Source organism: Nonomuraea sp. NPDC003754, from assembly GCF_053605785.1.
On the sequence record NZ_JBSGJX010000001.1, the window covers coordinates 352,134 to 368,623 of the forward strand.

15 protein-coding genes are annotated in these 16,490 nt (G+C 70.7%); 6 read left to right on the forward strand and 9 right to left on the reverse strand.

Features of this window, described 5'->3' with window-relative positions:
* The first annotated feature begins 397 nt into the window (after nt 1–397).
* Complete coding sequence (locus ACWEVS_RS01595) at nt 398–1,783, forward strand: peptide ligase PGM1-related protein (protein ID WP_452549434.1); 1,386 nt, start codon at nt 398–400, stop codon at nt 1,781–1,783.
* 19 nt (nt 1,784–1,802) lie between these two features.
* Here the strand turns inward: ACWEVS_RS01595 and ACWEVS_RS01600 are convergent, their stop codons facing one another.
* Entirely contained in the window at nt 1,803–2,012 is a 210-nt protein-coding gene (locus tag ACWEVS_RS01600) for an SCO4848 family membrane protein (RefSeq protein ID WP_354906225.1), read from the reverse strand.
* 71 nt (nt 2,013–2,083) lie between these two features.
* Here ACWEVS_RS01600 and ACWEVS_RS01605 point away from each other — a divergent pair, with 71 nt between their 5' ends.
* The gene (locus ACWEVS_RS01605; protein WP_449920086.1) at nt 2,084–3,178 is read left to right on the forward strand and encodes a D-alanyl-D-alanine carboxypeptidase family protein; all 1,095 of its coding nucleotides are present in this window, start codon (nt 2,084–2,086) and stop codon (nt 3,176–3,178) included.
* 67 nt (nt 3,179–3,245) lie between these two features.
* Here ACWEVS_RS01605 and ACWEVS_RS01610 read toward each other — a convergent pair whose 3' ends face one another.
* From ACWEVS_RS01610 to ACWEVS_RS01625, 4 genes are all read right to left on the reverse strand, one after another.
* Nucleotides 3,246–4,184, reverse strand: coding sequence for a YihY/virulence factor BrkB family protein (locus ACWEVS_RS01610; protein ID WP_449920085.1), 939 nt, complete (start codon nt 4,182–4,184; stop codon nt 3,246–3,248).
* Between the two features lie 69 nt (nt 4,185–4,253).
* Nucleotides 4,254–4,562 carry an amidohydrolase family protein gene (locus tag ACWEVS_RS01615; RefSeq protein WP_452417311.1) on the reverse strand — a complete coding sequence of 103 codons (309 nt, stop codon included), beginning with the start codon at nt 4,560–4,562 and terminating at the stop codon, nt 4,254–4,256.
* A gap of 71 nt (nt 4,563–4,633) precedes the next feature.
* A complete protein-coding gene (gene trpS / locus ACWEVS_RS01620) occupies nt 4,634–5,641 on the reverse strand; it encodes a tryptophan--tRNA ligase (RefSeq protein ID WP_354906233.1) in 1,008 nt (335 codons plus the stop codon).
* A 14-nt stretch (nt 5,642–5,655) separates the two neighbouring features.
* Complete coding sequence (locus ACWEVS_RS01625) at nt 5,656–6,966, reverse strand: hemolysin family protein (RefSeq protein WP_354906234.1); 1,311 nt, start codon at nt 6,964–6,966, stop codon at nt 5,656–5,658.
* Between the two features lie 105 nt (nt 6,967–7,071).
* On the opposite strand from ACWEVS_RS01625, the gene galE reads away from it, so the two are divergent.
* Both galE and ACWEVS_RS01635 read left to right on the forward strand, forming a co-directional pair.
* A complete protein-coding gene (galE, locus tag ACWEVS_RS01630) occupies nt 7,072–8,031 on the forward strand; it encodes a UDP-glucose 4-epimerase GalE (RefSeq protein WP_354906236.1) in 960 nt (319 codons plus the stop codon).
* A 26-nt stretch (nt 8,032–8,057) separates the two neighbouring features.
* On the forward strand, nt 8,058–8,192 hold the full coding sequence (locus tag ACWEVS_RS01635; RefSeq protein WP_449920078.1) for a hypothetical protein: 135 nt from the start codon (nt 8,058–8,060) through the stop codon (nt 8,190–8,192).
* Between the two features lie 256 nt (nt 8,193–8,448).
* On the opposite strand, the gene ACWEVS_RS01640 is transcribed toward ACWEVS_RS01635, so the two are convergent.
* From ACWEVS_RS01640 to ACWEVS_RS01650, 3 genes are all read right to left on the reverse strand, one after another.
* Nucleotides 8,449–9,258, reverse strand: a complete 810-nt coding sequence (locus ACWEVS_RS01640) for a hypothetical protein (protein ID WP_452549436.1) — start codon at nt 9,256–9,258, stop codon at nt 8,449–8,451.
* A gap of 352 nt (nt 9,259–9,610) precedes the next feature.
* Nucleotides 9,611–10,585 (reverse strand): malate dehydrogenase, encoded by a 975-nt coding sequence (locus ACWEVS_RS01645; protein ID WP_354906240.1) that lies wholly within the window; start codon nt 10,583–10,585, stop codon nt 9,611–9,613.
* A gap of 55 nt (nt 10,586–10,640) precedes the next feature.
* On the reverse strand, nt 10,641–12,854 hold the full coding sequence (locus ACWEVS_RS01650) for a protein kinase domain-containing protein (protein ID WP_452549437.1): 2,214 nt from the start codon (nt 12,852–12,854) through the stop codon (nt 10,641–10,643).
* 216 nt (nt 12,855–13,070) lie between these two features.
* Here ACWEVS_RS01650 and ACWEVS_RS01655 point away from each other — a divergent pair, with 216 nt between their 5' ends.
* Both ACWEVS_RS01655 and ACWEVS_RS01660 read left to right on the forward strand, forming a co-directional pair.
* Nucleotides 13,071–14,192, forward strand: coding sequence for a saccharopine dehydrogenase family protein (locus ACWEVS_RS01655; RefSeq protein WP_452549438.1), 1,122 nt, complete (start codon nt 13,071–13,073; stop codon nt 14,190–14,192).
* A 32-nt stretch (nt 14,193–14,224) separates the two neighbouring features.
* Complete coding sequence (locus tag ACWEVS_RS01660; protein WP_452549440.1) at nt 14,225–15,214, forward strand: hypothetical protein; 990 nt, start codon at nt 14,225–14,227, stop codon at nt 15,212–15,214.
* Nucleotides 15,215–15,255: 41 nt separating this feature from the next.
* Here ACWEVS_RS01660 and ACWEVS_RS01665 read toward each other — a convergent pair whose 3' ends face one another.
* Entirely contained in the window at nt 15,256–16,260 is a 1,005-nt protein-coding gene (locus ACWEVS_RS01665; protein ID WP_449920066.1) for a polysaccharide deacetylase family protein, read from the reverse strand.
* Nucleotides 16,261–16,490: the final 230 nt, after the last annotated feature.

The window sequence follows — 16,490 nt, forward strand, 5'->3', positions numbered from 1 at the left end:
GCGCCGTCGCACGGCTCATTGCGCCGTATTCTCGTGCGATCACACGATTCAGCCGTCCGGTCGGGGCAGCTGCCCGGTGAAGCGAATGCCACACACCCGAACGATGAGCGGGGTTAGGCGGTCAGCCTGATGGCGATGCCATCGACTTTATCCCCCCTGCCGCCCCTCCCGCGGACAACTACACCAAAAGTTGGGCCGGGGCATGTCCGTAACCGCAGGTCGTCACGTTGCGTGAGCCTTTATCTGGTCCGGAAATAGTCACATCGGATCATTAGTTTGTCACCCGTTGTGCCCGCGGCCAAACGTTGACCATGTCCCAAATCCTGTCACCTTCTGTCCTGGTGATCATACTGCGACGATGCATGTAAATGAGAAGAATGCGTGTTTCACTCGCAATATGATCACTAAAATCCCGTTCGGGGAGAAGCATGCACGGTTGAGCATCTTCGAGCCGAGCGAGGGGACCCTGGTGGTCGTACCCTCGCTCTCCCTGCCGCAGGATGAGCTCCGCCGCATCAAGGCAGCAAGGTGTTACGAGGAGCGTCTGCTCTTCCTCCTGCTGACCCTGCGCGAGCCGGGGATCTCGGTGGTCTACCTCTCCTCGATGCCGATCCATCAGGAGATCGTCGACTACTACTTCGGCTTCCTTCCCGATCCGGACGACGCGGCCAGGCGGCTGCATCTGATCACGGTGAACGACCCGGCCAGCCAGCCGCTGACCAGGACGGTGCTCGACCGACCCGAGGTGATCGACCGGGTACGGAGCGTCATCGGGGACGACGCGTGGCTGGTGCCGTTCGTCATGAGCGACCTGGAGGAGCAGCTCGCCGCGTCACTCAACGTCCCCATCTACGGACCGGCCATGTCGCTGGCCTACTACGGCTCCAAGAGCGGGGCCCGCGAGATCGGCACCGCGGCGGGTGTGCCGATGGCGCGCGGCTTCGGCGACCTGTACACGATGCCGCAGATCGAGCAGGCCGTGCTGTCACTGCCGGGCGAGCGCGTCATGGTGAAGCTGAACGACGGCTACTCGGGTCTCGGCAACGCGATCGTGCCCAAGGACGACTGGAACGCCACGGAGTTCTCCGCCGGCGCGGACGAGACCTGGGCCGGGTTCGCGGCCAAGCTGTCCGAACGGGGCGGGGTGGTCGAGGAGTTCATCGAGCACCGGCCGCTCTACTACCCCAGCGCGCTGGCCAGGATCACCCCCGGCGGCCACTACGACGTCGTCGCCACCCACGACCAGGTGCTCGACGGCCCCGTCTACCAGGGCTGCACCTTCCCCGCTCGGTCGGAGTACCGGCAGGAGGTCAGCGCCTCGGCCGCGAAGATCGCCAAGCTGCTGGCGGAGCGCGGCGTGGTCGGCCTGTTCGGCATGGACTTCTTCGCGATGAAGACCGACGCCGGCTACGCGGCGCTGCTGTGCGAGGTGAACCTGCGCATCGGCGGCACCACCCACCCGTTCGGCGCCGCGCTGCTGACCACGGACGCCGGCTACGACCCGGCCACCGGGCTGCTGATGAGCGAGGGCCGGCCGAAGTACTACACCGCGACCGACAACTGCTCGGCGGGCTGCCTGCGCGGCCACACGCCCGGCCAGGTGGTACGGATGATCGAGCGGCTCGGGCTCGGCTTCGACCGGCGGCGCCGTACGGGGAACGTGCTGCACCTGCTGGGCGCCATCCCCGAGCACGGCAAGCTGGGCTTCACGAGCATCGGGGACTCGCGGGAGGAGGCCGATGAACTGCACAGGATCACCCACCTGGCGCTCTGCGAGGGCTGACCGGGCCGCCGGTCAGTGATCAACCCTTCTGCCGCGGGGCGCGCATGTAGCCGCGCCATCCGATCAGGGCCAGCACGACGCCCAGCACCACGTTGACGGCGATGAGTATGCCGTGGACCACGTAGAAGCTGGTCGGGTGCCCGTCGGCGAGGTTGAATCCAAGGTTGATCCATTCGAAGACCATGAACGCGCCAATGATGATCAGGAATCCGGCGATCTTTCGTGACATGCCCATCTCTCTGCTGCTTCGCGGGTAGTGACGCCTCATGCGCTATGTGACGAAGCTACGCTGAGGACGCTATGGGGACGAAACTGGTGCCGGTCGCGGCACTTCTCGCCGCGGTCGCTCTGGCAGGTCCTGCCCTGGCCGACCCGCCTGCCGCCGAAGGTCCGCTCGGCGGCGACCAGCTGGCGGGCAAGGGCCTGGTCGTGCCCGCAGGAGTGAAGGCGCCGCCGAAGACGAAGGCCACCTCCTTCGTGATCGCCGACGCAGAGACAGGGCAGGTGCTGGCCGCCAAGAACCCCCATGGCCGCTTGCTGCCGGCCAGCACGCTCAAGACCCTCACCGCCGTGGCGCTCATTCCCAAGCTCGACCGGAACCTCAAGGTCAAGCCCAGCAGGAACGCCGTCAACCAGGAGGGCAGCGCGGTCGGCCTGTCCACCAAGCCCATCTACAAGGTTGACGACCTGTTCAAGGCGCTCATGCTCAGCTCGGGCAACGACGCGGCGATGGCGCTCGCCGAGGCGAACGGGGGTCTCGCCGCCACTCTCGCCGACATGAACGCCGAGGCCAAGCGCCTTCAGGCCAACGACACGGTCGCCAAGACGCCCAGCGGCCTGGACAAGCCGGGGCAGAGCAGCTCGGCCTACGACCTGGCGCTGATCGCCCGCGCGGGCCTGGCCAACGCCGAGTTCCGCAGGTACGTGAGCCTCAAGTCCTCGCGCTTCCCCGCGCCCAAGGGCTACTACGAGATCGGCAACCACAACAAGCTGCTGTGGCGCTACAAGGGCATGGTCGGCATCAAGAACGGCTGGACCTCCAAGGCGCTGGGCAGCTTCGTCGGCGCCGCCACCCGCAACGGCCACACGATCATCGTGACGATCATGCGTCATGAGGGCTACTTCTGGGACGAGGTCGAGAAGCTGCTCGACTGGGGCTTCGCCGCCCGCGGCAAGGTCGTTCCGGTGGGCGTGCTGGTGGATCCGCTACCCGCCCAGCCGGCGGTGGACCAGGTGACGGTGCGCGCCAAGCCGTCCGCTCCGGCCGTCGCGCCGTCGCCGGCCCCGCGACCCGGCGCGAGCGGCCCCGTCAGCGCCCTGATCATCGGCGCGGGCGTGCTCGGTGGCGCGGGCTGGCTGCTCTACGGCATCCGCAGGCGCCGGACGGCGCGCTAGCCGGCCCGAGTGTGGCGCGGCCGTCCATGTGGCGGCAGGGCGGCGGCGCCGGTACGGGTCCGGTCGTTCAGCAGTCCGTCGTGTAGCCGCTGGACGGCAGCGGCGTGGGGTCGGGCGGCGGGTACAGGCCCGCCGTGACGGTCCACGCGGCCACGTACATCGTCAGCCGCGCCGAGAAGTTGATCCACAGGAGCAAGCCGACCGTCACGGCGAACGTCCCGTACACGGGATTGCTCAGCGTGCCCGCCAGCAGCAGCGTCGCCACCTGCTTCAGCACGCCGAACCCGATCGCCCCCAGCAGCGCCCCCTGGGCCAGCACCTTGAACGGCTGGCCCGGCCGGCCCACCCAGCCCAGGACGATGAGGAACAGCACCCAGTCGGCGCCCACGCTGGCCGCGAGCCCGACCCCGGTCAGCGCGGCCCCGGCGAGCGCCGAGGTCTCCACGCCGAGGAAGGTCGCCACGGTCGTCGTCGCCTGCGTGGCGAAGCCGCCGAGCAGGGTGGAGACGATGAGCGCGACACCGATCATGATCAGGGTGACCAGGTCGCGGGCCTTGCCGACGACGAAGTTCAGCGGCGGGCTGGCCGTCATCGAGATCTCGTGCAGGGCCCCGCGCAGGGCGTTGATGGACCCGAGCCCCGCATACAGCAGACCGAGCAGGCCGATCACCCCGGCGCTCACGCGTGCCTGGGCGATGCCCTGGAGGTCGATGAGGCCGGCCAGGCCCGGCAGCTGCTCCTCGATGGCCTTCTGCAGCGCTTCGCGGATCTGGGTCCGCTCCTCGAGGACGAAGCCGAACACCGCGAACGCCAGCGCGGTGATCGGGAAGAGCGACAGGAACACGAAGTAGGTGATGGCGCCGGCCAGCCGGTCACCGTTCTGCAGCTGGTAGCGCTGCACGGTCCTGAGGAGATGGTCGACGGGATGCCAGCGCACCCGTGTCCGTTCGGTCGTCCGGCGCCCCCACTCCTTGACCGCGAGGATCCGGTCGGCCCAGGTGCTCATGAGGCGCTTCTACCCGATCCGGCACGGATCCTGCCAGCACCCGGGCGGATCCCGGCGCGGCGGCGGGCCTCATCCCGTGACCGGCCGTCCCGCCCGCTTCACCGCCCGTCCGGCCACCAGCACCGTGTCGACGGCGGCGGTGTCCGCGTTGAGCACCACCGCGCCGATCGGGTCGCGCATGCCCGACATGGACGGCGTGCCGGTCCGCAGGAGCTGCAGGTCGGCCTGCTTGCCCACCTTCAGGGACCCGGTGACGTCGGCCGGCCCCACCACCTCGGCCCCCTCGATCGTCGCCATGCGCGGCGCGTCGCGGGTGGTGAAGCCCAGCCCCGCCCCGTCCGGCCGGCCGCGCTCCATGGCGTGGCCCGCCCGCATCATCGCTCCGGCAGGCGGCCGCCGCCCTGCGCGAGCTCACCCTCGCGCTGGGCCGCCGCGCCCGCTGAGCCGTACTAGAACGCGCGAGGCAGGAACCCCACGCGGTCGCGCACCCGCGCCATGGTCTCCCGCGCCACCGCGCCCGCGCGCTCGGCCCCGATGGCCAGCAGCCGGTCGAGCTCGGCCTCGTCGGCCAGCAGCTTCTCCGTACGCTCGCGGATCGGCGCGAACGTCTCGACCACGACCTCGGCGACGTCCTTCTTGAACGTGCCGTAGCCCTGGCCCTCGTAGCGCTTCACCAGCTCGGGGATCGGCGTGCCCGACAGCGCGGACTGGATGCGCAGCAGGTTGGAGATGCCCGGCTTGTTCTCCTCGTCGAAGAGCACCTCGGAGCCGGTGTCGGTGACCGCGCGCATGACCTTCTTGCGCAGCGGCCCTGGCTGCTCCAGCACGTCGAGGATGCCCGCGGGAGACGAGGAGGACTTCGACATCTTGGCGGACGGGTCCTGGAGGTCGGTGATCTTCTCGACCTCCTTGAGGATGTGCGGCTCGGGCAGGGTGAAGGTGTCGCCGAAGCGGTGGTTGAAGCGCTGCGCGAGGTCGCGGGTCAGCTCCAGGTGCTGCTTCTGGTCGGCGCCCACCGGCACGCTGTTGGCCTGGTAGAGCAGGATGTCGGCGGCCTGCAGGATCGGGTAGGTGAACAGCCCGACGCTGGCGGCGCTCTCGCCGAACTTGGCCGCCTTGTCCTTGAACTGCGTCATGCGCGCCGCCTCGCCCATACCGGTGAGGCAGATCAGCACCCAGGCGAGCTCGCTGTGCTCGCGCACGTGGGACTGGACGAAGACGGTGGAACGCTCGGGGTCGAGGCCGGCGGCGAACAGCTGCGCGGCGGCCACGCGGGAGCGGCGGCGCAGGTCGGCCGGGTCGGTGGGCACGGTGATCGCGTGCAGGTCGACCACGCAGTAGAACGCGTCGTGCGTCTCCTGCAGCGTGACCCACTGGCGAACCGCACCGAGGTAGTTGCCCAGGTGGAAGGAGTCCGCGGTGGGCTGGATGCCGGAGAGTACGCGAGGTCTGGCCATAGCCCGCAATTGTGTCAGGAATCCGGCTCGGGCGGCGACTCGACCAGCGCGCGGCGCTTCACCCTGATGCGAGCGATCCGCCGGCCGTCCAGCTCGGTGACCGTGAACTCGAAGCCCGGGATCTCCACCTGTTCGCCCGTCGTGGCCAGGTGGCCGAGGCGGGCCAGCATGAAGCCGCCGAGCGTCTCGTACGGGCCGTCCGGGAGCCTGATGCCGGTCTGGGCGGCGAAGTCGTTGAGGTTGGTCAGCCCGTCGACCTCGATCTCGCCCGCGGGCAGCAGGACGGTCTCCTCCTCGAGGTCGTACTCGTCCCTGATGTCGCCGATGAGCTCCTCGACCAGGTCCTCCATGGTGACGATGCCGGCCGTCCCGCCGTACTCGTCGACCACGATGGCGAGGTGATGTCCTTCGTCGCGCATCTCCGACAGAGTGGTGAGCACCCGCTTGGAGGCGGGCACGTGCTTGATGGGCCGGATCGGCACCAGTTGGCTGATCGGCTCGATACGGCCGGTCAGCACCGGGTCGAGCAGGTCCCTGACGTGCACGAACCCGAGGATCTCGTCGTAGGAGGAGCGGTAGACGGGAAAGCGGGAGTGCGGCATCGCGGCGGCCAGCACCGCGGCCTCGGCCAGCGGCGTGTCGGCCTCCATGAACTCCACCTCGGTGCGCGGCAGCATCACCTCGCGCAGTTGCCGCTTGCCCGCCGAGAACACCTCGCCGATCAGGTGCCGCTCGTCGGCGGTCAGGTCGGTGTGGCCGACCACCATGTCGCGCAGTTCTTCGGTGGTCATCTCCTCGCGGTCGGCCTCGGGGTTGCCGCCGAGCAGCCTGACCACGCCGTCGGTGGACTTCGACAGCGCCCAGATGACCGGCCGGGACAGACTGGCCAGCCGGTCGAGGAAGGGGGCGACGACGAGCGACAGTCCCTCGGCGCGCTGCCTGGCCAGGCGCTTGGGGGCGAGCTCGCCCAGCACGAGGGAGACGTAGGAGATCGCGAGCGTGACCAGGACCAGCGCGGCAGGCTCGGCGACGCCCGGCAGCAGGCCCCAGGCCTCCAGGGCGGGTTCGAGCTCGACGGCCAGGCGGTCGGCGCCGAAGGCGGCCGAGAGCATGGTGGCGACCGTGACACCGATCTGGACGGCCGACAGGAACCGGTTCGGGTCCTGGGCCAGCTTCGCGACTCTCGCGCCTCTGCGTCCCCGCTGCTCGAGCTTGCGGATCTGGCTCTCCCGCAGCGAGACCATGGCCATCTCCGCTGCCGCGAAGAAGCCGCCGATCAGGATGAAGAGCAGGACGATGGCGATATTGGCCGCAACGCTGTTCAACGCAGGTGCTTTCGACGTAGTGGTTTGCCAGCGTACCCGGCGAGGTCCAGGGGGCCGAGTATGCTGGGGCCGTACAAAATTCAACACGAATCAACAGAGGTGCACATGAAGGTGCTCGTCACGGGCGGTGCCGGATACATCGGCAGCGTCGTCGCCGCCCAGCTCGTCGAGGCGGGCCACGAGGTGACGGTGCTCGACGACCTGTCGACCGGCCACGCCGACGCCGTCCCCGAGGGCGCGAGGTTCGTCCACCGGCCCGTCACCGAGCCCGGCGACGCGCTCGACGGGGTCGACGGCGTGCTCCACTTCGCGGCGAGGTCGCTGGTCGGCGAGTCGGTGGAGAAGCCGGGAGAGTACTGGGCCGCCAACCTCGGCGGCACCCTCGCGCTGCTGGAGGCCATGCGCGTCGCCGGCGTGCGCAGGATCGTCTTCTCCTCCACCGCCGCCACGTACGGCGAGCCCGAGCGCTCCCCCATCACCGAGACCGACCCGACCCGCCCGACCAACCCCTACGGCGCCTCCAAGCTGGCCGTCGACACGACGCTCACCGCCTTCGCGGGCCTGCACGGCCTCGGCGCGGTCAGCCTGCGCTACTTCAACGTGGCGGGCGCCTACACCGCCCCCGACGGCCGCGTCTACCGCGAGCGCCACACCGTCGAGACGCACCTCATCCCCAACGTCCTCAAGGTCGCCACCGGCGAGCGCGAGTCGGTCAGCGTGTTCGGCACCGACTACCCCACGCCCGACGGCACCTGCGTGCGCGACTACATCCACGTCGCCGACCTGGCCCGCGCCCACCTGCTCGCCCTCGACGCGACCACGCCGGGCCGCCACACGATCTACAACCTGGGCAACGGCGCGGGCTTCTCGGTCCAGGAGGTGATCGAGGTCTGCCGCGAGGTGACCGGCCACCCGATCCCCGCCGTCGTCGGGCCGCGCCGGGCCGGCGACCCCGCCGTCCTCGTCGCCTCATCCGACAAGATCCGACACGAACTGGGCTGGAAGGCCGAGCGCGCCGCGATCCGCGACATCGTGGCGGATGCCTGGAATGCCATCACTCGGTAAAGAAAAATATGCTGAGATAGCGAAATGTGAGGACCTTTTCACAGAAGGTGCTGTTCGCGCTCGCGATCGTGCTCGGCAGCACCGTGACCGCCGCCGGGGTGGTGTTCGCCACGACGGAGCCCACCTCGGCGACACAGCAGCCGCACAGCTGCATGCCCTGAGAAGCCGGAAAGGGCCGACCGACAACCGGTCGGCCGTGCTCGTCCCCGCCCGCGGTCCCGCCCTCGCCTTCTCCGTCCTGCTACGCGCCACGGGCCGCGGCCTGTCCATCACCGTCTTATGCCTCAGCTCGGTGGGCCTGCGTGCTGATCGCCCACGCGGCCGTGGCGCCCGCCCGCGCAGGGCGACCTCACTGTCGCCAGGACCAGGTCAGCGTACGGAGACGCACAGGGCGGCCTCGCTGTCGCCAGGACCAGGTCAGCGTGAGGCGACGCGCAGGGCGGCCTCGTTGTCGTCAGGGCGGCGGTCACCGAGGCGTGACGAGCGGACCTCCCCCCTGACGCGCACCGGCCCGCGCGAGGCCAGATACGGCAGCTCGAAGCGCACCGTGCCGCCCGAGGGCACCGTGACGGGCTCGCACACCGTCTCACCCGCCCTACGCCGGCACGACTGGCCCGCGGCGGGTCCGGCCGGGCGCGCGCCCTCGGCCCGTACCGCGACACGCGCGTCAAGCACCGCGCGCGGCCCCCTGTTGTGCACGGTGGCGACGACGGTGAAGGCGCCATCGCGCTCCTGTCTCGCCTTCAGCCGCACCCCGAGGTCCGCGCCCTGATCGACGCCGGTGACGAGCGTCGCGCCGTTGCCGGCGTCGGCGTCGGTGCCTTGGGCCGCCATGCGCGCCACCAGCCGGAGCGGCCCGACGGCGTCGCGCCGTACGGTGCCGGTGATCGTGACCCCGCCCGTGCCGCCCGCGGCGACGTTCTCCGGCGAAGGGCAGACCACTTCGCCGAGCGTACGGCCGGGCCGGCAGCTGACCACGTCCACGCTGCTGATGTCGACCGCGTCGGGGACGACCACGGTCAGGACCGGCCGGACGGCCTCGCCGGGGCCGGCGTTGCGGACGTCGACCCGGTAGGTGATCGGCCGGCCAGGCTGGGCGGTCGAAGGGCTGGCCGACACGCGTACCGACAGGTTCGCCGGCTCCGGCGCCGCCGCCCGCGCGGGTATCGAACCGCTCACCACTGCCGCAGCCACCGCACCGGCGACCATCTTCACCGCAACGCGCACTCCGCCCCCTTCACCGGCCCCCCATTCTGCCCTGATGACCTGCGAGAACCCCCCGACCGACACGCGCACCTCGCCCGCGTGCAGGACCCGGGACACCGCACCACGACAGCCGCTGCCACACATGGGTCGCGGTGCGGCACCCAAGCCGTGCCGTGCCCACGGGTCCGAGGGGTGACGGGAACCCAAGGGATCGAGGGGCCGAGGGAGCTGAGGAAGCCAGGGGGGCCGAGGGATCGAGGGGAAGGCCGACCGGACCGCTGCGGGGAGGGTCGGGTGGGGCCGATCGGGTGGGAGGAAGACGAACGGCCACCGGGATGTCCCGGTGGCCGTGATCGTGGCGTGTCGCGGTGGGTCAGATGAGACCCAGCTCGCGCACCGCGTCGCGCTCCTCGACGAGCTCGGCGACGGAGGCGTCGATGCGCTCGCGGGAGAACGCGTCGATGTCCAGCCCCTGGATGATCTCCCAGCGACCGCCCACCGAGCGGACGGGGAACGACGAGATGAGCCCCTCCGGCACCCCGTACGAGCCGTCCGACGGGATCGCGGCGGAGGTCCACTCGGTGCCGTTGACCCAGTCGTAGACGTGGTCGATGGCGGCGTTGGCCGCGGAGGCGGCGGAGGAGGCGCCGCGGGCGTCGATGATGGCCGCGCCGCGCTTGGCGACGGTCGGGATGAAGGTCTCGCGCAGCCACTCGGAGTCGACCTGCTCGGCGGCGATCTTCCCGCCGACCTCGGCGTGGAACAGGTCGGGGTACTGCGTCGCGGAGTGGTTGCCCCAGATGGTCATCTTCTGGATGTCGGTGACCGGCACCTGCAGCTTGGCGGCCAGCTGCGACAGCGCGCGGTTGTGGTCGAGGCGGGTCATCGCGGTGAAGCGCTCGGCGGGCACGTCGGGCGCGTTCTGCTGGGCGATGAGCGCGTTGGTGTTGGCCGGGTTGCCGACCACCAGGACCCTGATGTCGTCGGCGGCGTGGTCGTTGATCGCCTTGCCCTGCGGGCCGAAGATGCCGCCGTTGGCGCCGAGCAGGTCGCCGCGCTCCATGCCGGCCTTGCGCGGCATGGCGCCGACCAGCAGGGCGACGTTGGCGCCGTTGAAGGCGACGTTGGGGTCGTCGGTGATCTCGATGCCGGACAGCAGCGGGAAGGCGCAGTCGTCGAGCTCCATGGCGGTGCCCTCGGCCGCCTTCACCGCCTGGGGGATCTCCAGCAGGCTCAGCTTGACCGGGACGTCGGCGCCCAGCAGCTGACCCGAGGCGATGCGGAACAGCAGGGCATAACCGATCTGTCCGGCGGCTCCGGTGACGGTTACCTTGACGGGCGCGGCCATGGCCTTCCCCTAACTCAGAAGAATCTAATCGTGACTTCTGGATGCTACTCGCTCGTCATCCGCAGGACTCCATCACGGGTACCTTCAGATCGGCCTTGAACTCCACGTGGGGGAAATGGGTGGCCACGAGCTGCCCGATGGTGTTCCGCGCGATCATGTCGGAGATGGCGCCCTTGATCGCCTCACAGGTGCGCGCGTCGCCCTTCTTGATGCCCACGGCGTAGCGCTCGTCGCTCAGCGTCGCGCCGAGGATCCGGTAGCGGGCGTTCTCCCGGTTGGCGAACCCGGCGAGGATGAGGTCGTCACCGGCCACCGCGTCGACCTGGCCCGCGGCCAGCATCCTGATGCAGTCGGCGTAGTTGCCGGCGCTGACGGTCACCATGTCGACCATCTTCTGCACCTTGCGCACGGCCGTGCTGCGCTGGTCGCACAGCTTCTTGCCCTTGAGGTCGGCCGGCTTGGCGATCTCCCTGTCCCCGTCGCGCACCAGCAGTGCCTGGTGGGCCATGATGTACGGCCCGGCGAACTCCACGTCGCTGTCGTCGATCGAGTAGGTGGCCACGACGATGTCGACGTCGCCGTCGGCCAGGGCCTCGGCCCGCCTCGGCGCGGGAACGGCGACGAAGGTGATGCCGCTCTCCGCGACGCGCAGCTCCTTGGCGATGTGCTTGGCGACGTCGACGTCGAAGCCGGAGAACCCGCCGTCGCGGTCGCGGTAGCCGACGCCGGGCACGTCGGCCCTGACCCCGATGGTGAGCTTTCCCGTGGCCGCCGCCCGGTCGACGACCGAGTCGCCCCCCGGTGTGGGCTGCGGGGACCGGTCGCTGACCAGCGCCAGCGGCCAGCCGTACTGGAGCGCGGCGAAGGCGAGCGCGGCGACCAGCAGCACGGCCGCCAGCAGCGCCACCCATGGAGTCAGGGACCTGCGCCGCTTCGCCGGCGGCACCGGGGCGGGCCCGCCGTACGGGGCGGGCTGGTCGGTCGGCGGGGTCGGCCCGTGCCCGGGCGGCTGGGTCGGCGGCCGGCCGCCGGGAAGCGCGGGGAAGGCGGTGACGGGCAGGCTCGCGGACACCGTCGAAGGGCCGGACGCCGAAGCGCCGTGGGCGGTCACGGGACCGGGGGAACTCCCGGAGCCCTGGGAACTCACCGAGCCGTGGGAAGCCGAAGAGCCAGGGGAAGCGGCAGAACCCTGGGAGGCCCCGGAACCGTGGGAGGTCGGGGAGCCGTGGGAGGCCGCCGAACCATGGGAGGGCACGGGGCCGTGGGGAGCCGCGGAACCCCGGGAACCCACGGAACTGTGGGAAGCGGCGGAGCCGTGGGAAGCCGCGGCGCCTCCGGAGGCGGTGGTGCCGGCGGGGGTGGCGTGCGTGGCCGGGGAGAGCCGCGCCATCGGCGTCGTGTCGTCGCTGGCGATCTTGACGCCCTGGCTGAGCACCGCCGTGGACGCGCCCGCCGTACGCGGGGGATGCCCGAGCAGGCGCAGCAGGATCTCGTCGGCGGAGGGCCGCTCCCGCGGGTCCTTGGTCAGCGCCGCGGCGGCCACCCCGCGCAACGGCTCGGGCAGCATGGAGACGTCGACGACGTGGTTGAGGATGCGGTTGAGCACGACCGCGATGGAGTTGCCCTCGAAGACGGTCACGCCGGTCGCCGCGTAGGCGATGGTGGCGCCCCAGGCGAACACGTCGGTGTAGGGCCCGATGTCGTCGCCGGCGATCTGCTCGGGCGCCATGTACGCGGGGGTGCCGATCGCCCGGCTGGTGATCGTTCCGGTCGAGTCGATGATGCGCGCGATGCCGAAGTCGACCACTCTCGGCCCGTCGGCCGCGATGAGCACGTTGTCGGGCTTGAAGTCGCGGTGGATGATCGACGCCTGGTGTATGGCGGTCAGCGCGGTCGCGGTGCCGATCGCCAGCCGTTCCAGCGCCTGACCGGTCAGCGGCCCGTCGTCCTCCACGATGTCCCTGAGGGAGCGCCCGTCGATGTACTCGCTGGCGATGTAGGGCGTGTTGCCCTCGAGGTCGGCCTCGATCACCCGCGCCGTGCAGAAGGAGGCCACGCGCTGGGCGGCCTTGAGCTCCCTGGCGAAGCGCGACCTGGCGATCGTGTCGCCGCTGAACTTCACGTGCAGCAGCTTGATCGCCGCGCGCTCGCCATGGTTGTCGGCCCCCAGGTAGACGATCCCCTGACCGCCTTCCCCGATCCGCCCGGACAGCGTGAACGAGCCCAGGTGGCTGGGGTCGCCCGCCATCAACGGCGCGATCTGCGGCATTCGTCTTCCCCACGTTGGCTTCGGCCTGACGACGCAAACTTTACGACGCCAAGGAACCTCCCAGGGAACCGTTAACCGTTCGTGACGTCACAGTTGGTGCCCGGGGGACGGTCTCGCGACACCGCCTGACCCGCGCGGTCAGCGGAGGTGTCAGCGGTCGCAGGACCGTTCCTGAGTCTCTCGTCACCACGTCCACAGAATGACATTCTGGCTCTCATGTACGACATCGTGCTGCTCGGCGCGACCGGATTCACCGGCGCCCTCACGGCGGACCACCTCTCCAGGGCCGTCCCTCCGGGATGCCGGTGGGCGCTGGCCGGGCGCGACCGGGCGAAGCTGGAGGCGCTGGGCCTGGACGTCCCCCTCCTGCACGCCGACGTCACCGACACCGCCTCCCTGGACGCGCTCGCCGCCGGGGCTCGCGTGGTCGCCACCACCGTCGGCCCCTATCTGCGGTACGGCGAGCCGCTGGTCGCCGCGTGCGCGCGGGCGGGCACCCATTACGTCGACCTCACCGGAGAGCCGGAGTTCGTCGACAGGATGTACGTCCGCCACGACGGCCCGGCCCGCGAGACGGGAGCGAAGATCGTGCACGCGTGCGGCTTCGACTCCATCCCCTACGACCTCGGCGTCCTCTTCACGGTGGGCCTGCTGCCGCCGGACGTGCCGATCAGGGTCAGCGGGTTCCTGCGGGGCGACGGCAGGCCCTCGGGCGGCACCCTGCACTCGGCGGTGACCGCGATGTCGAGGCCACGGCGGATGGCCGAGGCCGCGGCGCGGCGCCGTGCCGTCGAGCCGCGGCCGAAGGGCCGCAGGGTGAGCGCGCTGCCGGGCGGCGTGCGCTACGTCGGCGGCTGGGCGCTGCCCATGCCCACGATCGACCACCAGATCGTCGGCCGCTCCGCCCGCGCCCTCGACCGCTACGGTCCCGACTTCGCCTACCGCCAGTACTTCGCCGTCCGGCACCTGCCCTCGGCGCTGGCGGTGGCGGCGGGGGCCGGGGCGATGGCGGCACTCGCGCAGCTCCCGGCGGGCCGCGACTGGCTGCTCAGGAAGATCGCCGCTGGTGACGGGCCTTCGGCGGAGCGGCGGGCGCGCAGCTGGTTCAGGCTCACCCTGCTCGGCGAGGGCGGGGGCGAGCGCGTCGTCACCGAGGTCTCGGGCGGCGACCCCGGCTACGCGGAGACCGCGAAGATGCTGGCCGAGTCGGCGCTGTGCCTGGCCTTCGACGACGTGCCCGAGGTGGCGGGCCAGCTCACCACCGCCGTCGCCATGGGGCGGCCGCTCATCGACCGTCTGCGCGCCGCGGGGATCGGCTTCACGATCCTGGAGGGTTGAACCCAGGACCGCGTCGCGCACGTCCTATGCATGTGCTGAACGTACGAATGTGGCTCACCGCGGGTGTCCTGGCGACGACGGCGGCGTGCGGCGCCCCTGAGGCCGCGCCCGGCGGCCTGGAGTGGAAGCACGGGGCGGTGCCCGTGGCGGTTCGCTACGCCGTACCGGACGAGTGTCCCGAGACCGACGGCCCGCCCGAGTGCAGGTCGTGGTGGATCCACGCGTTCAGCGGCAGGAAGGAGACGCTCGTCACCGACTACGACGAGACGCGCGACGCCGACGGCGGCTACGCCTACCGGATCAGGGTGACCGACGCGGCGGTGTGGGTGCCGACCAAGGGCGGCGCGTCGGTCATGCCGGGGTTCCGGCTGAGCGCGGACGGGCACCGGCTCGCCTACTTCAGCGTGGCGCGGCAGCGGTTCGTGGCGCACGACCTGCCCAGCGGCGCGGTGCGCGAACTGTCGCCGGAGATCGACACGGCCAACCTGCGCTCCGACGCCATCGCGGTCTCGGCCGACGGCACGGCGTTCGCGGTGAGCGACGGCGAGCAGGTGCTCGTCACGGAGTTCGACAGCGGCAAGGTCACGACCCTGCCGCTGGTCGACGGCGTGATCGGGATCACTCCTGACACCGTCTTCGCCAGCAAGGACGACACCGTGGTCGGTGTCGTCCGCTCCAGCGGGGCGCGGACGAGCACCGTCGAGGTCCCCTCGACGGCACGGCTGTCTCCCGACGGGCGCTGGCTCGCGCTGGTCGGCGACGAGCCCGCCGACACGATCGAGCTGGTCGTCCCTGCGACGGGCAGGCGGCGGGAGCCGTTGCGGCCGAACCCGCTGCGCGAGCCGACCGTCTCGTCCGCCGAGACCTGGCTGAGCCGCGACAAGCTGCTGATCAGGACGTTCACGGCCGACACCCAGGAGTTCGTCGGCTTCTTCTCCCTCGACCTCACCACCGGACGGACCGCGAGGGTCAAGCGGCTGCCGCTCGCCCCCGAGGCCGTCGCGTTCGGCGCCGTCTCCTAGAACGGCGCCCTTCCAGTGCCGTCTCCTGGAACGACGGCCCTCTAGTACGGCAGCGCGCGCTGCGCGAAGGCCTTGCGCAGGAACGGCGCCTTGAACTTCGGGAAGGCCACCGTCTGCGGGTCGCCGTCCGAGGTGTAGCGCTGGTCGGGGTTGGACTTCAGCCAGTCGAGCCACGCGGTGGAGCAGAACTGCGAGCAGTCGCCCTTCTTGTCCATGGCCCTGATGCGCGGGATGCCGAGCGGGTCGAAGTTCTTGTTGAACGGCGCCGCCGCCGGCGTGTACCCGGCCAGGAACACGCCCGCGTGCTTGTAGGAGGTCGGCCCGCTCTTGCCCGTCGCCGCCCACTCCTTCTTGCGCGGCTGGTTCCCGTACGGCAGCGCCAGCGTGATCGGCGCCGCCCCCTCCAGGTCGGTGACCAGGCGCTGGCCGGCGGCGATCTCGCCCATGACCTGCTTCTGCGACTTGCCCAGGAGGTTGAGGTGGTCGCGGGTGTGGTTGCCGATGTCGAAGCCGTTCTGCTTCAGCCACAGCAGCATCTGCGACTTCTCCTCCGGCGTGGTCTTGCCGAACATGTCGCGCGTCACGAAGAAGGTGGCGACGGGGCGGAAGCCGGGGTTGTTCCTGGCGACGTCCTGCAGGATGGCGACGGCGGTGTCCGGCTTCACCTGGCCGAGCTCGTCCATGGCGAGCTGCGAGGGCGAGGAGTCGTCGAAGGTGAGGACGACGGGGTGCCGGCCCGCCGGGATGTCGATCCTGCCGGTGACGAGTTCGGCGGCGGTGATCGGCACGTAGCCGTCCTTGGCCAGACGCTCGAGGTCGGCGCGGAACTGCTGGGGGGTGCGGTCGTCGTGGGTGGCCGGCTTCTCGATGACCCGATGGAACATGATCACTGGGATCTGCCCCAGCTCGTTGGCCCTGACCTTGGCGGCGGCCGCCGCCTTGGCGGCCTTGGCGGCCTGCGCCTGCCGCTGCAGGGCGGCCTGGTCGAGCTGCGGCTTGGCGAGGTTAGCCCCTGTGTTCGCACCGCCGCAGCCCGCGGTCAACACGCCTATCACTATCAGCCCTGCACCCAGCATCCGCATGGGAACCCCCCGGTAGATCGACTACAGGGTGCTCTTACCCACTCACGGTATGTGAATGGACCGGGTGTAGGTATGGAATCGGCCAGGAGAGCCTTCGCATGCGGCCACGTGTCGCCCTCCCGCCATGTCCGTGTGGGAGGAACGCGAAAGGGCCGCCCACCGGGCGGCCCTCAGGCAGGGTGAGGCGGAGGAAG